This window comes from Streptomyces sp. NPDC001549 (genome assembly GCF_042894025.1).
GTDB classification, from domain to species: Bacteria; Actinomycetota; Actinomycetes; order Streptomycetales; family Streptomycetaceae; genus Streptomyces; species Streptomyces kutzneri.
Genome location: NZ_JBIAVJ010000009.1, coordinates 230,357 through 247,468, shown reverse-complemented (window position 1 = coordinate 247,468; position 17,112 = coordinate 230,357). Strand labels below are relative to the sequence as shown.

13 protein-coding genes are annotated in these 17,112 nt (G+C 72.9%); 6 read left to right on the top strand and 7 right to left on the bottom strand.

The annotated features are described in order from the left end of the window. Nucleotides 1–54 precede the first annotated feature (54 nt). Nucleotides 55–480, bottom strand: a complete 426-nt coding sequence (locus ACFY04_RS18080) for a hypothetical protein (protein WP_314245915.1) — start codon at nucleotides 478–480, stop codon at nucleotides 55–57. A gap of 260 nt (nucleotides 481–740) precedes the next feature. Here ACFY04_RS18080 and ACFY04_RS18075 point away from each other — a divergent pair, with 260 nt between their 5' ends. The 4 genes from ACFY04_RS18075 to ACFY04_RS18060 all read left to right on the top strand — a co-directional run bounded on the left by ACFY04_RS18075 (nucleotide 741) and on the right by ACFY04_RS18060 (nucleotide 8,028). Then, nucleotides 741–3,599: a BTAD domain-containing putative transcriptional regulator gene (locus tag ACFY04_RS18075; RefSeq protein WP_389117762.1), complete on the top strand. Its 2,859-nt coding sequence runs from the start codon at nucleotides 741–743 to the stop codon at nucleotides 3,597–3,599. 465 nt (nucleotides 3,600–4,064) lie between these two features. Continuing rightward, a complete protein-coding gene (locus ACFY04_RS18070) occupies nucleotides 4,065–5,282 on the top strand; it encodes a 4-hydroxybenzoate 3-monooxygenase (RefSeq protein WP_389117761.1) in 1,218 nt (405 codons plus the stop codon). A gap of 97 nt (nucleotides 5,283–5,379) precedes the next feature. Continuing rightward, on the top strand, nucleotides 5,380–7,161 hold the full coding sequence (locus ACFY04_RS18065) for a methyltransferase (protein WP_389117760.1): 1,782 nt from the start codon (nucleotides 5,380–5,382) through the stop codon (nucleotides 7,159–7,161). 171 nt (nucleotides 7,162–7,332) lie between these two features. Beyond that, nucleotides 7,333–8,028, top strand: a complete 696-nt coding sequence (locus ACFY04_RS18060) for a hypothetical protein (RefSeq protein ID WP_389117757.1) — start codon at nucleotides 7,333–7,335, stop codon at nucleotides 8,026–8,028. Nucleotides 8,029–8,105: 77 nt separating this feature from the next. Here ACFY04_RS18060 and ACFY04_RS18055 read toward each other — a convergent pair whose 3' ends face one another. Then, nucleotides 8,106–8,849, bottom strand: a complete 744-nt coding sequence (locus tag ACFY04_RS18055; protein WP_389117756.1) for an AraC family transcriptional regulator — start codon at nucleotides 8,847–8,849, stop codon at nucleotides 8,106–8,108. 55 nt (nucleotides 8,850–8,904) lie between these two features. Between ACFY04_RS18055 and ACFY04_RS18050 the strand changes: the two genes are divergently transcribed. Next, on the top strand, nucleotides 8,905–10,080 hold the full coding sequence (locus ACFY04_RS18050) for an MFS transporter (protein WP_389117754.1): 1,176 nt from the start codon (nucleotides 8,905–8,907) through the stop codon (nucleotides 10,078–10,080). A 331-nt stretch (nucleotides 10,081–10,411) separates the two neighbouring features. Here the strand turns inward: ACFY04_RS18050 and ACFY04_RS18045 are convergent, their stop codons facing one another. Both ACFY04_RS18045 and ACFY04_RS18040 read right to left on the bottom strand, forming a co-directional pair. After that, nucleotides 10,412–11,296: a hypothetical protein gene (locus ACFY04_RS18045; protein ID WP_389117752.1), complete on the bottom strand. Its 885-nt coding sequence runs from the start codon at nucleotides 11,294–11,296 to the stop codon at nucleotides 10,412–10,414. Nucleotides 11,297–11,364: 68 nt separating this feature from the next. Continuing rightward, nucleotides 11,365–13,209, bottom strand: coding sequence for an SIP domain-containing protein (locus ACFY04_RS18040; RefSeq protein WP_389117751.1), 1,845 nt, complete (start codon nucleotides 13,207–13,209; stop codon nucleotides 11,365–11,367). Nucleotides 13,210–13,510: 301 nt separating this feature from the next. Between ACFY04_RS18040 and ACFY04_RS18035 the strand changes: the two genes are divergently transcribed. After that, nucleotides 13,511–13,969, top strand: coding sequence for a MarR family transcriptional regulator (locus ACFY04_RS18035; protein WP_389117750.1), 459 nt, complete (start codon nucleotides 13,511–13,513; stop codon nucleotides 13,967–13,969). A gap of 136 nt (nucleotides 13,970–14,105) precedes the next feature. Here ACFY04_RS18035 and ACFY04_RS18030 read toward each other — a convergent pair whose 3' ends face one another. Genes ACFY04_RS18030 through ACFY04_RS18020 form a run of 3 tightly spaced genes read right to left on the bottom strand, consistent with a single transcriptional unit; the run spans nucleotide 14,106 to nucleotide 17,109 of the window. Next, complete coding sequence (locus tag ACFY04_RS18030; RefSeq protein ID WP_389117748.1) at nucleotides 14,106–15,158, bottom strand: ABC transporter substrate-binding protein; 1,053 nt, start codon at nucleotides 15,156–15,158, stop codon at nucleotides 14,106–14,108. 14 nt (nucleotides 15,159–15,172) lie between these two features. Then, nucleotides 15,173–16,000 (bottom strand): ABC transporter ATP-binding protein, encoded by an 828-nt coding sequence (locus tag ACFY04_RS18025; protein ID WP_389117746.1) that lies wholly within the window; start codon nucleotides 15,998–16,000, stop codon nucleotides 15,173–15,175. Continuing rightward, nucleotides 15,997–17,109 (bottom strand): FecCD family ABC transporter permease, encoded by a 1,113-nt coding sequence (locus ACFY04_RS18020; RefSeq protein ID WP_389117745.1) that lies wholly within the window; start codon nucleotides 17,107–17,109, stop codon nucleotides 15,997–15,999. The genes ACFY04_RS18025 and ACFY04_RS18020 overlap by 4 nt, the downstream gene beginning before the upstream one ends. Nucleotides 17,110–17,112 lie beyond the last annotated feature (3 nt).

The window sequence follows — 17,112 nt, the reverse complement described above, 5'->3', positions numbered from 1 at the left end:
CGTACCGTTCTCTCCCTGGGATCGGCGGGTGGCGGCCCGCCGGGGGCGCGCGGGTCAGTTCTGCCAGGGGGTCCAGCTGCCGCTGTTCAGGCGGTGCCGGGACCAGCGCTCACCGTCCATGCCGACGATCGAGATGGTCGGGTTCCAGGTGTTGTTGCCTTCGATGCGGACCCCACTGCGCACGGTGCCGCCCATCGAGGTCCAGTCGCTCCACGAGCCCCCGGCGTACTGCCAGCGGGTCCACACCGCGAAGTCGGTGCCGATGATGAAGACCTGGCGGTTTCCGGCCGGGTACGTCATCCAGGCCTCGCCGTACTCACAGATGTAGTCACCACCGAGGCCGGACACGTGACAGAAGCCGGCAGCGGCGGCGGGCGCCGCCGCCTGCGCCGGGGCGGCGGTCACACCGGCGAGGGCGGCCCCGGAGAGCGCGAGGGTGGTGACCGCGAGGGCGGAGCGGCGGAGGATGGCCAAGGTCATGTGGGTACTCCCCAATCGGGATGACGGAACGACTTGACGCTCCGAACACTTCCACCGGCCGCCAACGATGCTCTAACGGCCTGCTAACGCTGCGCCGATGCCGCACCGGCCTCCCGCGTGTTCGGGAGTGGAATATGCGTTCCATGATTGGCCGAGGCCGTACTCATGCCGCCGGAACAATCCGACTTATCCTCAGTCAGGGGCCGTCACTACGTGAACAGAACGGTACGAAGCGGTACGGATCGACAAGGGTGGGGTCTGTGCAGTTCCGTGTGTTGGGGCCGGTCTCCGTAACGACGGCGAACGGAGGTCAGCTCCCGCTCGGCCCTGCCAAACGCCGGAGCCTGCTGGCCATGCTGCTGGTCCACCCGAACACGCCCGTCGGTGTCGAGCGGCTCACCGAGGCGTTGTGGGACGAGGAGCCGCCGAGGCACGCGCGCACCGTGCTGCAGGGACACGTCTCCCGGCTCCGGGCGGTCTTCGCACAGCACGACGCGGCCGCACACGGCGTGGAACTCCTCACCCAGGGGGCGGCGTACCGGCTGCGCCTGCCCGAGACGCTCGTGGACGCCCACCGTTTCGAGGAGTCGCTCCGGCTCGTCCGGCGGAGCGCGGACCCGGGGGAGGCCGTGGCGGTCCTCCGTGAGGCGCTGGGGCTGTGGCAGGGACCGGCGTTCGCCGGGACCGTGCACAGCGCGCCGCTGGAGGCCCCCGCGCACGCGTTGGAGGAGCTGCGTCTGACGGCGGTGGAGGCGCTGGCGCGCGCGTACGGACAGCTGGGCGACCACGGAGCGGCCGCGTCCGTGCTGCGCGCCGAGGCCGCCGCGCACCCCCTGCGCGAGCCGCTCGTGGCGCAACTGATGCTGGCCCTGGCCCGGGCGGGCCGGCAGGCGGACGCGCTGGACTGGTTCCATCGCACGCGGAAGCTGCTCGCCGATGAGATCGGCGTCGACCCCGCACCGGTGCTCACCGACGTGTACGACACCCTCCTGCGCACGGACGCCCACACCCGTGCCGACGCCCCTGCCGATATCCACGGCCGCGCCCACGGTCACGCCCACACCCACGCCCCCGTCCACGCCCCCGTGGACGCCGACCACGAAACGGTCCGGCCGTCCGCCGCCGTGCCGCACGAGGCCGCCGCGGGACCCGTCGTCACGCCCCAACTGCTGCCCCGCCGGCCACGGGGCTTCATCGCGCGGCAGGACGAACTCGCCGCCCTCGACCGCATCACGGCCGCGGCGCCGGGCCCCCTCGTCACCCTCACGGGCAGCGCCGGCGTCGGCAAGACCGCGCTCGCCGTGCACTGGTCGCACCGGCGCCGCGCCGACTTCCCCGACGGCACGCTCTTCGCCGACCTGTGTGGCTTCAGCCCCACCCCGGCCCGCGACACCCGTGCCGTGCTCCGCGAGTTCCTGTTCGCGCTCGGCGTCCCGGTCGAGCGGATGCCGGGCTCGCCCGCCGCCCTGGGGGCCCGCTACCGCGAACTGACCGCCGGGCGCCGACTGCTGGTCGTACTGGACAATGCCGTCGACTCCGAGCAGATCCGCCCGTTGCTGCCCGGCGGGGACGAGTGCGTCACCCTCGTCACCAGCCGCGACCGGCTCGACGGCCTGGTGGCCACCGACGCCGCCCGCCCGGTGACGGTCCGCGCGTTGCCCGCCGCCGACTCGACGGCGCTGCTGGCCGCCGTACTGGGCCCGGAACCGGTGGCCGCCGAACCGGAAGCCGCCGCGCGACTGGCCGGCCTGTGCGACGGACTGCCGCTCGCGCTGCGCGTCGCCGCCGCCCGGCTCGCCACCCGTCCGCACCGGGGCCTGGCCTCCTTCGCCGGTGAACTCGCCGACGAGCAGCACCGGCTGGACCTGCTCAAGGCGGAGGACACGGGCGTCGCCGCGGCGCTCGGCCTCAGCCTGCGGCATCTGCCCGAACCCGGGCGGCGGCTGTTCCACCACCTCGGCCCGCACACCGGCGCCACGCTCGACACCTGCACGGCGGCCGCGCTCGCCGACTGCCCGCCACCCCAGGCCGCCCTGGCGCTGGACCAGTTGGCCGCGGCCCAGCTGGTCGTCGAGACGGGCCCGCAGTCCTACGTACTGCACGATCTGGTGCGCCTCTTCGCCCGCAGCCTGGCACCCGGTCACGAACCCGCCGGGCTGCTCCGGCTGCTCGACCACTGGGTGCAGACCCTGCTCGGGGCGTGCGCGGCCGCGGAGCCCGGCGGCGAGCCGTGCTGCGCCCTCCCGCCCGGGGCCCGGCGCTCGGCCGAGACCCGCCGGTTCGCCGACCGAACGGGCGCGCTCGCCTGGTACTCCGCCGAACGCGGCACCCTGCGGGCAACGGTCGAGGCCGCCGTCGCGGCGGGCCACCACGACCGGGCCTGGCGGCTCGTCCTGCTCCAGTGGCCGCTCATCGTGTGGCAGGTCCGCGACGGCTGGGTGCCGCTGCTCGAACAGGGCCTGGCGTCCGCGGAACTCGACGGTGATCCGGCGGCCCAGTCCCGGGCGTCGGCGCTGCTCGGCTGGGTACTGTCCGAGGAGGGCAGGCCCGAGGAGGCCCTGACGCGGTTGGAGCGGGCCCCTGATCTCGCCGTCCGGGCGGGGGACTTCGCCGGGGAGGCGGTCGCCCGGATCAACCTGGCGGTCGCGCTCATGCGGTACGGAGACCGCGAGCGGCCCGGCGGTCTGCTGGCCGACGCCCTCGCCCTGGCCGAGCGGGAGGGTCTCACCGAGACCGCCACCCTGGCGCACCAGCACCTCGCCCAGCACCTGCTGTCGGTCGGTGCCGCGGCCGAAGCCGCCGAACACGCGGCCCGCGGACTGGCTCTCGCCGCGCCTCCGCTGGCGGCCCCGCGCCGGGTGGTCCTGCGTACCCTTCACGGCGAGGCGCTGGCCGCCGTCGGACGGACCGGCGAGGCCGTACGACAGCTCCACGAGGCCATCCGGGAGGCCCGGGCCAGCGCCTACGAGGAGGGCGAGGTCGCCGCGCGGGTGGCACTGGACGGGCTGTCGGAGCGGGGGCCGGACCGGGGGCCGGCGCGGAGCGTGGTCGTGCGGGGGCGTTCCACCCTCAGCGGGTACCGCTCCGGACCACGAGCAGGCGGATCGCCGCGGTCGTGAGGTCCGGGCCGTGCAGCCGCACCTTGGCCGTCTAAGGGTGTTGCAAAATGCCCAGAACTGAGCCTTTTGCAATACCCTTTAGGGCCTTCGGCCGGGCCGACTCGGGCGTGCTGCGCGTGGTGAGCCTCGGTGACCGGGTGCGGCGGATGGCGCCGGGCCGGCCGTAGGCCGTCTCTTCCGGGTGTCCGCAGCGCCCCTCCCGCACTCTGCCGACCAGCTCGCCCACCGGACATCAGCTCCTCGAAGCGCCCGCCAGCGGCGGCCCGATGGCCTGGCATGCGCCGGAGCGTGCGGGAGAGTCAGCCCGCCTTCGCACGCCCGGAGCGCACCACCGACCCGCTGCGGAAACGGGTCCCGGCGCCGTTGTCACCGGCCAGGAACACTCATGCTGATTGTCACACTATTCCCGCCTAGGGATGATTCACGTAGGTGTGTGGATCTTCGCGTGCTTATGCTTCACCCGCTATGACGGAAAGTCAGACCTCTCGCACATTATGGGAATCAGCCGATGTGGTCGTCCTCGGTGCCGGCCCCGCCGGGCTCGTTCTCGGAATCCTGCTGCACGCCGCCGGGATCGACTGCGTCATCCTGGAGCGTGCCTCCCGCACCCACGTTCAGACCCGGGCCCGCGCGGGATTCCTCGCCCCGAACACCGTACGGATCCTGGACCGCCACGGCCTCGCCGACGGCCTGCACCGGCACGGCCACCGCCACGGCACGTGCGAATTCCGCACGGAGGACGGTCGGTTCCGCCTCGACTACGGAGCCCTCGGCCAGGGCGGGCAGCATCACGTCTACCCGCAGCAGAACCTGGTCACGGACCTCCTGAACCACTACCTCGGCCTCGGCGGACGCATCCGCTTCCGCACCGAGGCGCTCGTCGTGCGGGACACCGACGGCACCCGGCCGTCCGTCACGACGCGCGAGCCGGACGGCCGGCCCACCCGGTGGACCGCCCGGTACGTCGCCGGCTGCGACGGCCGGTACGGGGCGGCCCGCCGCTCACTTCCGCCGGGTGCCGTCCGCCACCACCAGTACGACCACGGGGTGACCTGGCTCGGCCTGCTCGCCGAGACCCCCGCGAGTCTCGACGCCGTCGGCTACGCCATCCACGACCGCGGCTTCGCCGGACACATGGCCCGCACCTCGGAAGTCACCCGCTACTACCTCCAGTGGCAGCGCGGCACGCCCGCCGACGCCTGGTCCGAGCAGCGGATCTGGGACGAGCTCGACGTCCGGATGCGCGCCGCGGACCACGGCCCGCTGCGACGGGGCGGACTCCTGGAACGCGGGGTCTTCGACCTCACCTGCGACGTCGTCGAACCACTGCGCCACGGCTCGCTCTTCCTGGCGGGCGACGCGGCGAGTCTGCTCGCCCCGGCCGCCGCGAAGGGCGCCAACCTCGCGGTCCTGGAGGCCGAGATCCTGGCCGAAGCCCTCGCCGATGCCCTCACCCGGGGCGACACCGCAGGACTCGACAGTTACTCGGACCGCTGCCTGGCGCACATCTGGCGGGCGCAGGAGTTCACCGGGTGGATGACCCGGCTCCTGCACGCGACCCCCGACCGGGACCGGCATGCCGGATCGTTCTTCCACGCCGCCCTGCAGCGTTCCCGGCTCGCTTCGCTGCGCACCTCGCGGATCCACCAGGACTGGTTCGCCGAGAACTACGTCGGCGTGTGACCGTCGCGGCGGCCCGCCCCCGTACCGCTCACCCCACCCCGCCCCTCCCACCGCTTCGCCCTGCCCAGCCCCGTACCGGCCCGAGGACACCTCCACGATGACGACGACCCTCCCCGACGAAACGTTGCTCCTGGACGACACCGCCTGCCTGCGCGCGGCGGCCCGGTTCGTCCGTGAGCACGACAGCGCCGCCCTGCTCCCCCTCCTGCTGCCCGGCCTCGGCGGGCCGGACCTGCGGGCGCTGGCCGGGCACTGCCGCTTCGCCCACGCCGGGCTGCTGCTCTTCCCGTCGGACGCGGACGGCCTGCGGACCCAACTCGCCGACTGCGGACTGGCCGTGGACACTCCCTCCCACCCCAGCGTGGTGGTCCGCGAACGCCTCGCCCGGCGCCACCGGCGCGACCCGGCCGAGCTCGACGTCCGGATCCTGCGCCCGCACGTGCTCGGTTCCGCCGGAGAACGCCGTGCGGTCGAGGTGTTCGCCCTGACCGTGCCCCCGCACTCCGACCTGGAACCGATCGCCGCCTACGAACGCACCCGCCGGCACGAGGCACACCTCGCCTTCAAGGTCGAGTACCCCGAGCCGCTGGCCCTGCGCGGCCTGTGCGCGATCCTCGCCCGCCACGGCGCCCGGCCCGACGGCGGCGGCTACAACCCGCACGAGGACGGCACGGTCCTCTACTTCACCCTTCCCGACGCGGCCTGCGACTACGAGCGCCTGGAACTCTACGCACGGGGCGACCACCGGGACACCCTCGCCGCCCACCTGGACCAGCCCCGCCATGAGGTGCGGCAGCCCGCCGAAACGCTCCTCCACCTCCTCACCGGCGCGTGGACGACCCAGGCACTCGCCACGTTCGCCCGGCTGGGCCTGCCCGACGTCATGGACCCCCGCACCGCCTGCCGCACCGAGGACCTCGCCCGGCTGACCGGCAGCCATCCCCGGAGTCTGGCCGTACTCCTGCGCTACCTCGCCATGCTCGGCGCCGTCATCCAGGACCCCGGCCAGGAGAAGGAGAAGGAGAAGGAGAAGGAGAAGGAGAAGGAGGAGGACGGATTCCGCCTGACCGAACTCGGCGCCCTGCTGCGCGCGGACACGCCCGGGTCGATGCGACCGCTGGCCCTGATGTACGGAGGCCCCTTCTACCGCTCCTTCGGCGGCCTCGACCACGCCGTGCGGACCGGCGAGCCGGCGTTCGACCACCTCTTCGGCGAGAACCACTTCGACCACTTCGCCCGCGACCCCGAACTCGCCGCCCTCTTCGACCGGTCCATGGCCGCGAGCTCACGGATGTTCCAGCCGCTCCCCGCCCACCCGGTCATCACCGCCGCGGCCCAGGCACCCGCTGCCGCGACCGTCGTGGACGTCGCCGGAGGGAACGGCGAGCTCCTCGGCCGCATCCTCACCGCACACCCGCGCCTGCGCGGTGTCCTCCTCGAACGGCCGCACGCCGTCGAAGCCGCGCGCCGGCTGCTCGACGCCGCGGGCTGCGGCGCGCGCTGCGACTACCGCACGGGCGACTTCGCCGACGTGCCGCCCGGCGGCGACGTCTATGTCCTGTCCCGCGTCCTGCACGACTGGGACGACGACCGCTGCCGCGAGATCCTGCGCCACTGCGTCCGCGCGATGCCCCCGCACGCGGACCTGCTCGTCGTGGAACGTCTTCTGCCCGTGGACGGTTCCCCCTCGCTGGCCACCGCCTGGGATCTGCACATGCTGTGCAACGTCGGAGGCCGCGAACGCCGCGCCGACCACTACGCGCGCCTGTTCGCCGAGGCCGGCCTCCAGCTCATGGGCCACAGCCCCCTGCCCCTGGACGCGCATGTGCTGCACGCCCGCCGGGCGGGCGCACCGGACCCCGCCGCCGGACGGAACTGAGCGGGACCGACCGCCGCCCGCGGCACGGATACATGGACCGGTCCGGACCCCGACCGCCCACCGGTTCACGCTTCTTCGTCCGATAGCCCCGCCCGGGCGGTTCGCCGCGCGGTACGGTGCTGGACGGACCGTTGCGAACGGCGTACCGGACCGGGCGGAACGGGGCTGCGCATGCCGACGACGGTGGTGGGGTTCCGGCTGGGTTGCGACCGCCGAGGCCGTCAGGTGACCGTGTTCGTCTCGCAGGCCGGCGTGCTGTACCGGTCGGCGGGCCCGTACGGGAAGCGGCCGGTGCTGGTCCGGCCCGAGGTCTCGCCGGTGATCGGCAACCCGTCCGCACCGAGGCTCGCGGGTGAGCAGCCACTGGCCAGGCCGATCCGGTCGCTGCGCGAGCAGCACGACGAATGCCTCAGGCACGGCCTCACGCGCGAGCTGATTCCACCCGGCGTCACGTCCCTGGCGGTCGAGGAGGACCTTCCCGCCGTGCTGCAGGGCCGGGCGCGGCTGCCGCAGCAGAGGCTGACCGACGCCTTTCTCGGTGCCGTTCACCGTCCGGCCGGTTCTCTGGAAGAGGCGATCCGCCAGTTCCAGGCGGTAGTCGGCCCGCCCCGGCGCCCGGCACCGGCCGCGGCGCAGGGCCGGCCAGGACCGGAACGGCCGCTCTCGCCACGGGCGCAGACGATGCTGCGCGCTCTCACACACCGCCAGGTACTCACCCCCGAGCGGCAGTTGGAAGTCGGCTGGGCCGTCGCGGGAGACGGCGTGCGCCTCCATACCGAACGGGCCGAGCAGACCCTGGACCGCGCGGCCGCCGCCGAACTCCATGCCGCCCTGACAGCCTGGCTGCGCTACACCGACGCGTCCTAGTGCTGAGACCAGGTGAACCTTCCCGGTCACAGCACCAGGGGGTGTCTTGTCGGCGCGTGCGCCGGCTGGGCCCTGCATCAGGTGGCGGGGCGGGATCCGGGGGTGTGGCCGAACGTGCGGCGGAAGACGCTGATGAAGGTGCTGGCGGATGACCAGCCGCAGCGGTGGGCGACGGTGGTGACGGGGGTGTTGTCGGCCAGGAGGATCAGGGAGTGGTGGAGCCTGATCTGGGTGCGCCACTGGGGGTAGGTCAGACCGAGGTCGTCGCGGAGGCGTCGGGAGAGCGTGCGGGCGCTGGCGCCGATCTGCCGGCCGAGTTCGTCGAGTGAGCGGTTGTCCGCCGGGTCGGCGCGCAGGAGGCCGTGCAGTTCTCGGAGCAGCGGGTCGGCGGGGGCCGGCAGGTGCAGGGGCTCCTCGGGAGAGGTCTTGAGCCGGTCGAGCATGACGGCACGCAGGCGCAGGTGGGGCGGGCTGTCGTTCTCGGGGTCGCGGGTGTAGGCGACGATGAGTTCGCGCAGGAGGGGGCTGACGGCGAGCACGGCCGGTTTGCCGAGGCCGAGGGGATTCTCCGTGGCGGGCAGGCCGACGAGGTGGAGGTCGAGTTCGCCGTGGGCCCGGTGCTGGTGGACGGTGCCGGCGGGGATCCAGATCGCGCGGGTGGCGGGGGCGACCCAGGAGCCGGCGTCGGTGATCACCGCGATGGTGCCCTGGCCGGCGTAGGCGATCTGGTGGTCGTCGTGGCGGTGCGCATCGATCTCGCCGCCGGACGCGAGACGTTGGGTCCGGGTCGGCGCGAGAGGCGTGTGGCGGATTTTCTGCATCACCTGGCAATCTATCGAAAGCGGGACGCCGGGTGGTTCTCCCAGCATGGGACGGGTGCGAAAGAATCCATTGATCTCCCTGCTGGCCGTAGGGCACGCCTGCGTCGACATCTACCAGGGTGCCGTCGCGGCGCTGATCCCCTTCTTCGTGGCCGAACGGGACTACACCTACGCGGTCGCCTCCGGCATCGTGCTGGCCGCGTCCCTGCTGTCGTCGGTGGCCCAGCCGGTGTTCGGCGCGCTCACCGACCGGTGGGCGATGCCGTGGCTGCTGCCGGTCAGCACCTTGCTGGGCGGCGTGGGCATCGCGTTGAGCGGCCTGAGTGGCTCCTACGGCCTCACCCTGGTCTTCGTCGCGGTCTCCGGGATCGGGGTGGCCGCCTACCACCCGGAGTCCGCCCGCGTGGCCCGGCTGGCCAGCCGGGGCAGCCACAGCGCGATGGCCTGGTTCTCCCTCGGCGGCAACATCGGCTTCGCGCTCGCCCCGCTCCTGGTGTCGGCCGCGATCGGACACGGCTCGCTGCGCTGGACACCGGTCCTGGCCCTGCCCGCGCTCGCCGGCGCCGCCCTGTGCGTGCCCGTGCTCCGGATGCTCGGCCGGCCTCAGGCCGGCACGTCCAAGACGTCGACGGCCCGGGGCGCCGACGATGTGGCCTCGTTCGTGAAGCTGTCCCTGGCGGTCGTCTTCCGCTCCATCGTCTTCACCGGCCTGAGCACCTTCATCTCTCTCTTCGCCCAGCAGCGCATGCAGGGCAGCGCCACCGCGGGAACCGTCGCCCTGTTCCTGCTGTTCCTGGGCGGGGCAGTCGGTTCGGTCCTGGGCGGGTCGCTGGCCAACCGCTACGACCGTGTCCGTGTCTCCCGCTGGTCCTACCTGCTCTCGATCGCCGCCGTCATCGGAGTGATCCATACGCCCGGCCCGGCCATGTTCCTCTTCGTGGCCCTCACCTCCGCCGGCCTGTACGTCCCCTTCTCCCTCCAGGTCACCCTCGGCCAGGACTACCTGCCCTCCCGGATCGGCAGCGCCAGCGGGGTCACCCTCGGCCTCACCGTCAGCGTCGGCGGCCTCGTCAGCCCCCTGCTGGGACACCTGGCCGACTCCACCTCCCTGCAGACAGCCCTCACCCCCCTGATCGCCATGCCCGCCCTGAGCTGGCTCCTCTTCCGCACCCTGCCCGAACCCGCCGCACCCGGGCCCCGGCGCGCCGCCCCCGCACGACAAGACGCGTAGACCTGGTCGTATTCGGCGCGGTGACGGGCTGGCTGACCATCCGTACGGGCGGACTGGAAGCAGTCATCGCCCTGCACATCCTCAACAACGCGGTGGTCATGAGCATCGCGGCCGCGTTCGCCGGCGCGTTCGCATCCGAGGACACCGCCGCCGACATGGACCGGCTGGCCGTAGCCCTCGACGTCCCCATGGTGCTCGTCCACGCCATGGCCGTGCTGCGGATCACGCGCCGTCGCGAACGCGTGAGGCCAGTGGTGCAATGCGCGGAGCGGAGAGCAGGCTTTCCCGCCGGCGTCTCCTACCGGCATCCGCACCGCGCCGTCGTCAAGTGCTACTGCAACGGGGGGAGTTGTGCGGGCGGGAGGGCGCGGTGGATCAGCCGGAGGGCGAATGAGTCCGGGGGCCGCCAGACGTGGCGGTCGTCGAAGGACCACGCGTAGACCGGGGATCCGTCGCGGACGCAGTCGAGCAGGCCGGGCGCTTCGAGTTCGTGGGCCGACCACTCGTAGAGCTGCTGCAGTCTCGGCACGATCACGCCGAAGTCGAGGAGGCGGCCGAATCCGATCTCCCTGTCGAGGTGGGACCGCACCGTGTCGTGGAGCGGGTACTCGTCGGGGAGCACGCGGGACAGCTGCAAGAAGATCCCGGTCATCTCCACCCTCGGATCGCCGAGGAACGGGGCGAGCGGACGCAGCCGGCCGAGGGCGATACGAGGCGCCGCGACGAGGGCGTGCGCGTAGAGGACGCGGCAGAGGACGACGTTCATGAAGAACCGCTCGGTCTCGTTCTCCGCCTCCGCGAGGTCGCGGTGCTCTAGGTAGGCGGCGACCACGCTCCCGTTGTGTGCCCGGTACCAGGCCCGGGCCGTGGGGTGGTCGGCGAAGGACAGCCAGCGGTCCGCCGTGCGCGAGGAGGCGGGCCCGGGAAGCCCGCCGCTCAGGCCCACCGCCTCGCAGCCGTCGCGAAGGATCCGTTCGTTCACCGCCCGCCACCACGGACTGCCGGGCCGGTCGGTGGACGCCGGCCGCAGCACGCCCCGCCGCACCTGCCAGCGCATGAACGACATCGCCGCCCGGCGGAACGGCAGGTGCCGGGGCGCCTTGCCGAACGGGCCGTAGTAGCAACGCTCCATCAAGGCCATCCGCCCGGCGGGGTCATCGCGGACCGCGGCGACCTGCTGCCCGGCCCAGGCCGCGGCCGTGACCTCAGACATCATGACCACAGCGTCGCACAAACCGGTCATATCGATGCCGTGCCCGGCCGGGCGGCACGCCGCGTCCGGGGTCAGACGGTCGGGGCGAGCACCCACAGGCGGTGGTCCCAGCCGACGTCACGGCAGGCGCGCACCGCGAGCCCGGCCCGCTCCGCCAGCGCGGTCACGTCCTTCACCGAGCGCAGCCCGGAGCCGAACGCCGCCGTGAGCCGCAGGTGGTGCAGGACGGCGTCGATGTCGTCCGGGTCGGCCGCCTCGACCTGCTCGACCAGCACCAGGGCGCCGTCGGCCGGCAGCGCGGCCGCCGCCTCGGCCAGGGTCAGCACCGCGTCCTCGTCCGGCAGCCACTCCAGCAGCCGGCACAGCAGCAGCGTCCCCGCTCCTGACGGCACCGGGTGGGTCTGCGGTACGAGTTCCACCCGGGGCAGCACCTCCGGATCGAGGATCTGCCCGCCCAGGACACCCAGCACCGACGGCAGGGCGGCGAGCCGCACCCGCAGCCCGGGGAACTCCCTGACGAGCGCGTTGACGACCGTGCCGGCACCGTTGCCCGACGCGCCGAGGACGTCCACCGCCGACCAGTCGTAGGCGCCGGCCACCCCGGTCGAGACCCAGCGGGCCTCGTCCTCGATCGCGGTACGCGCCGAACCGCCGAGGCGCACATCGGTGTGCAGCGCCTCCGCCAGCGTTTCACCGGACGCCGTCCGGCAGCCGTTCGCCCCCGACCGCAGCCGCTCGGCGAGCCCCGCCAGCGACAGGTCGAAGGCTGCCTGGGCGCCGCGCAGGTCGTACTCCTCCAACGAGTGGTCGTCCTCGACCAGTTCCTCGCCCACCGGGGTCAGCCGGTACCCGTCGTCCGCCACCGCGAACACCTCGATCTCCACGAGGTACTTCAGCAGCGCGCCGAGCGGGCGCGGCTCGGTCCCGCTGCGCCGCGCCAGCTCAGCGGGCTCCCGTACGCCCTGGTAGACGAGGTCGACCAGGCCCAGGGTGACGGCCACGCGGATCGCGAGCCCCGGCGCCAGGTCGGTCAGTTCGTGGAGCCGGCCGTGCGCGTCCTCGCCCTCCAGGACATCGGGATCGGCGGGCTCGGCGAGGCCGGGCGCGACCTCGGCCCGCCGCCAGTAGCCGGTGATGTGCGTCTGCTCGCGCGAAACGCCCCGGTCCACCGACAGGTGCCGCCGGATGCCCTTGAGCGTGACGGCCTCCCCGGCCGCCCAGACGAACACCGTGCCCGGCAGCCACTCCATGTCCCGCACCGCGCGCTCCAGCAGATCGCTGCGCCCGGCCGCCGTGCCCGCGCGCACCAGCCAGGTGACCTCGGCCTCCGCGCGCGTCGGCAGTTCCTGGCGGTGGCTCTCCTCGCCGACCTCGATGAACACCCGGGCCCGGGTCCCTTCGGGCATCTCGTCGAGCCAGCGGCCGATCGCGGGCAGCGCCGTCTCGTCGCCGATCACCAGCAGCCAGTCCGCGCCCTCGGGGTGGCCGTGCGACATCTTCGGCCCGGCGATCCAGGTCACCTGGCCCGGAGCGGCCTGCTGCGCCCACGACGAGGCGATCCCGCCGTCGTGCCGGACGAAGTCGAAGTCGATCTCCCCGGCCACCGGGTCGAACCGCACCGGCGTGTAGTCCTTGGAGATCGGCCGGCCCTCCGAGGGCCAGTCCAGGCTGCTCACGTTCTGCCGGGGCAGCACCGGCTCCCGGCCCTCCTCCGCGAAGAAGAACTTCACATGGTCGTCGAAGCCCTCCGTGCGCAGCGGCGGGAGGGACAGGCCGGCATGCTCGAAGGCGTGCAGCTGAGGGCCGCCCAGGGTCACCCGCCGCATCCCGGGCGTGACGTCCGAGACACGCAGCACCGTCAGCTCCCTGAGCACGATGGGGAAGGTGACGACCGAGCGGGGACTACGGGTGGACATCCGAGTTGCTCCTTCACATCCGTCCGGCAGATCCGGCATGCGGCCACGCTACGGCGCTCCGCGCGCCCCGTATCCAACCCGCGGACCACGGCACTGCCACCCCGCGCGCAATCCGGACGCCCGGTTCCACGATCCGCTGCGCAGGCTCCGACACCGGTGCCGGACGCTTCCACCGCTTCGAGGGCCTGGCCGGCCGGCTCCCCGCACAATCCGTCCCTGAGGGATGGACCTCAAGTGCGCTTGAGATCCTACGGTGTTGTGCGCAGGTGATCTCGAAGAGAGCGAACGGAGCGGATCCGCCATGGAGTACTCGCACAACGACGCCGAACTGGTCCGGCAGCCCATCGGCTACTGGAGCTGGGCCGCCTCCGACGCGGTCGTCACCCGTATCAGAGCCGTCCTCGCCGGAATCGGCACCACCCAGCCGCAGGCATGGATCCTGGACCGGATCGCGAGGGCCGAGGTGCCGCCGACCCGCGACGGTGTGACGGGCGTGCTGAGCGGCTACGCGGCCGTGGGCATCGACGACCTCGGCGAGGAGATCGACGCCACCGTCGGCCGGGGCTGGGTCATGCAGGACAGGGACGGACACCTCGAACTCACCGCAGAGGGAAAGGACTTCCACGCCCGGATGGCCGCGACTCAGGCGGAGCTGTGGCAGGAGCGGCACCGGGACATCTCGGACGAGGAGTACGTGATCACGCTCAAGGTCCTGCAGCGGTTCATCCACAACACCGGAGGCCACGCCTGGCACCACTAGGGGGTGTCCTGATCCGCCATCTCCCGGATCCGTCGGCGGGACCGACCCCGGCGGGACCGACCCCGGCGGGACCGACCCCGGCGGGCCCGGCTCCTGAGGGAGACGGGTCCGCCCGCGGGCCGCGTGGCAGCAGGGGTCACTGACCGGCGACGGCCTTCGCGAGGAGCGGGGTGAGCTGCTCGACCACCCACGGGGCGCTCAGCGCGTCCGGGTAGGCGATGGCCGAGGACAGCGAGTTGTCCGAGGGGATGACCGTGAAGTGCTTGGTCTTGACCGCGTCCAGCGACTGGAACAGCTTGTTGGACTCCAGCTCGGTCGCGCTGATCACACCGCGGTCGCCGAAGGGGTAGGTGACGAGGAGGACGTCGGCGTCGAGCTGGTCGAGGTTCTCCAGGCTCACGGCGTTCTTGTTCGGCGCGTAGTTCTTCGCCTTGTCGGTCTTGGTGAAGCCGAGCTTCTCGAAGACGCCCGGGTCCTGGTCGGCGTAGGACATGAAGCTGACCTGTTCGGGGTGGACGACCGTGTAGGTGTAGGCCTTGCCCTTGAACTCGGGGTGCGCGGCGGCGGCTTCCGTCGTGGCCTTCTCGTTCGCCGCGATGACCTCGTCCGCCTTGGCGCTCAGGCCGAGGGCCTTCGCGGCCGTCTTCAGCCGGTCCTGCCAGGTGAGGGTGTCGGCGTGTGCCTTGTCGGTGAAGGTGACCACCGGGGCGATCGGCTGCAGCTTGGCGTAGTCCGCGTCCATCTCCCAGGTGTTCATGCCGAGGATGACGTCGGGGGCCTCGGCCGCGATGGCCTCGTAGGCGGTGCCGTCGCTGTCGTCGTAGGTCTTCAGCTTGCCGGCGCCGAGCTTGTCGATGGCGCGCTGCTTGTACTCGGGCACCTTGGCGCCGTCCTCGACGTCAGGGATGATGACCGGGACGATGCCGAGGGCCAGCGCGATGGCGGTGTCGCCGTCGGAGACCGTGGCGACCTTCACCGGCTTCTTCTTGACCTCGGTCTTGCCCCACGCGTTGGTGAGGGAGACGGGGAAGGCGGCGGACGCGTCGGCTCCGGCGGCGGCCGGCTTGTCCTTGGCGGCGGTCGAGTCCTCGCCGCCGCACGCGGTGAGCAGGCCGAGGCAGGCGGCGGCCGCGGTCAGGGCGGCGGCGGTGCGGGCCGGACGGCGGCGCGTTCTGTGCAGAACGGACATGATGGTGGTGTCTCCTATGCGGGGATACGACGGCCCAGGGGGAAGATCTGGGGCCGCTCCGATCGGGGATGGGGGACGACGAGACAGTCCAGGCCGAACACCTCGGCCACGGTCTCCTCGGTGAGCACCTCTTCGGGAGTGCCCCGGCGCACGATCCGGCCGTCGCGCATGGCGACGATCGTCGAGGCGTACAGGGCTGCCTGGTTGAGGTCGTGGGACACCAGCACGATCGTCTTGCCGGCCTGCTCGTTGAGGTCGGCGAGGAGGTCCATGACCTCGATCTGGTGGGCGATGTCCAAGTAGGTGGTGGGCTCGTCCAGGAGCAGTGTCGGGGTGTCCTGGGCGAGCGCGAGGGCGATCCACACACGCTGGCGCTGGCCGCCGGAGAGCTGGTCGACCGGGCGGTCGATCAGCTCGGCGGTACCGGTCGCCAGCAGGGCGTCGGCGATGACCTCGTCGTCGGCGGCCGTGCGCCGCTGTCCGAACCGGCGGTGCGGATGGCGGCCGCGCCAGACGAGGTCGCTGACGGTGATCGACTCCGGGGCGATCGGCGACTGCGGCAGGATGCCCAGGCGCCGGGCCACCTCGCGGGTGGACAGGGCGTGGATGTCCTGGCCTTCGAGGAGGACTGAGCCGGCTGCGACGGGCAGCAGCCGGGCGACCGACTTCAACAGGGTCGACTTGCCGCAGGCGTTCGGGCCGACCAGCGCGGTGATCTTGCCGGGCTCGATCCCGAGGGACAGCTCCTCGATGATCGGCTTGCGCTCGTACCCGGCGCTGATGCCGCGGGCTTCGAGCCGGAAGCCGGCGTCGGGGGAGGCGAGTACGGGTCGTGCGCTCATGCGGTGGCTCCTTGCCTGCGCCGGAGGATCAGCCAGACGAAGTAGGGGGCGCCGAGCAGTGCCGTGAGGACGCCCGTCGGTACCGGGCTGATCAGAGGGCCGTGCTGGGCGAGGACATCGGCGCCGAGGACGATGACGGCACCGATCGGGACGGCCAGGGCGACGGAGCGGTCGGCGCCGACCAGCCGGATCGCGATGGGACCGCTGATCAGCGAGACGAATCCGATCGGGCCCGTGACGCTGGTGGCGAGCGCGGCGGCCGCGGCCCCGACCAGGAGGGTCACGATCCGGGCGGCGCCCACCCGGGTGCCCAGCCCGAGGGCGAGCTGGTCGCCCAGGGCCATGCCGCCCAGGGCGCGGCCCAGCAGCGCGGTGCTGAGCCCGCACACGGCGAGCGCGCCCGCCAGCGTCGACACCCCTTCCCAGGTGGCGTCGTTGACGCTGCCGACCAGCCAGCGCATCACCTGCGCGATCCCGTGCTGACCGGCCACCGTGAACAGGTAGTTCACGTACGCGGTGCACACGGCGCTCAGGCCGATGCCCACGAGGACCAGGCGGTACGCGTCCACGCCCCCGCCGCGCCTGCTCAGCGCGAGCACCGTCGCCACGAGGGCGAAGGCCCCGCCGAGGCCGGCCAGGGACGTCCCGAAGGGAACCGCCGGGGCGAACAGCAGCATCGTGGTGGCGCCGGCTCCGGCGCCCGCCGAGATGCCGACGATGTCCGGGGTGGCCAGTGGATTGCGGATGAGCCGCTGGTACAGGGCGCCGGAGAGGCCGAAGAGGGCTCCGGCGAGCAGCGCCGCAAGTGCGCGCGGCATCCGGATGCGGAAGATCACGTAATCGGCCAGTCCGGTGCGCAGCCCGAAGGCGGCGGGCAGGATGTCGCCCGCCGGGATCCGGTTGACCCCGCCGAGCAGCAGCGAGGCGGCGAGCAGTGCGAGCAGCATCAGGACGAGGACGCAGGCGACGAGGCGGGCCCGGCGGAACCCCGCCCGGTGGGCACCGCGCAGCCGGGCCACGGTGGCGGCCCTGAGTGCGGCCGCGGTGTCGGGGGAGGCCTGCCCGGGGCTCCGTGCCGCGTCCGTGCGCGGCGCGTGTGTCTGTGGCATGTC

What these genes read in the sequence shown, in the direction of transcription:
- ACFY04_RS18070 (WP_389117761.1), top strand. Translation starts at nt 4,065, where the DNA reads ATGACGGAAAGTCAGACCTCTCGCACATTATGGGAATCAGCCGATGTG.
- ACFY04_RS18045 (WP_389117752.1), bottom strand. Translation starts at nt 11,296, where the DNA reads ATGATGTCTGAGGTCACGGCCGCGGCCTGGGCCGGGCAGCAGGTCGCC.
- ACFY04_RS18035 (WP_389117750.1), top strand. Translation starts at nt 13,511, where the DNA reads ATGGAGTACTCGCACAACGACGCCGAACTGGTCCGGCAGCCCATCGGC.
- ACFY04_RS18025 (WP_389117746.1), bottom strand. Translation starts at nt 16,000, where the DNA reads ATGAGCGCACGACCCGTACTCGCCTCCCCCGACGCCGGCTTCCGGCTC.
- ACFY04_RS18055 (WP_389117756.1), bottom strand. Translation starts at nt 8,849, where the DNA reads ATGCAGAAAATCCGCCACACGCCTCTCGCGCCGACCCGGACCCAACGT.
- ACFY04_RS18040 (WP_389117751.1), bottom strand. Translation starts at nt 13,209, where the DNA reads ATGTCCACCCGTAGTCCCCGCTCGGTCGTCACCTTCCCCATCGTGCTC.
- ACFY04_RS18060 (WP_389117757.1), top strand. Translation starts at nt 7,333, where the DNA reads ATGCCGACGACGGTGGTGGGGTTCCGGCTGGGTTGCGACCGCCGAGGC.
- ACFY04_RS18020 (WP_389117745.1), bottom strand. Translation starts at nt 17,109, where the DNA reads ATGCCACAGACACACGCGCCGCGCACGGACGCGGCACGGAGCCCCGGG.
- ACFY04_RS18080 (WP_314245915.1), bottom strand. Translation starts at nt 480, where the DNA reads ATGACCTTGGCCATCCTCCGCCGCTCCGCCCTCGCGGTCACCACCCTC.
- ACFY04_RS18065 (WP_389117760.1), top strand. Translation starts at nt 5,380, where the DNA reads ATGACGACGACCCTCCCCGACGAAACGTTGCTCCTGGACGACACCGCC.
- ACFY04_RS18030 (WP_389117748.1), bottom strand. Translation starts at nt 15,158, where the DNA reads ATGTCCGTTCTGCACAGAACGCGCCGCCGTCCGGCCCGCACCGCCGCC.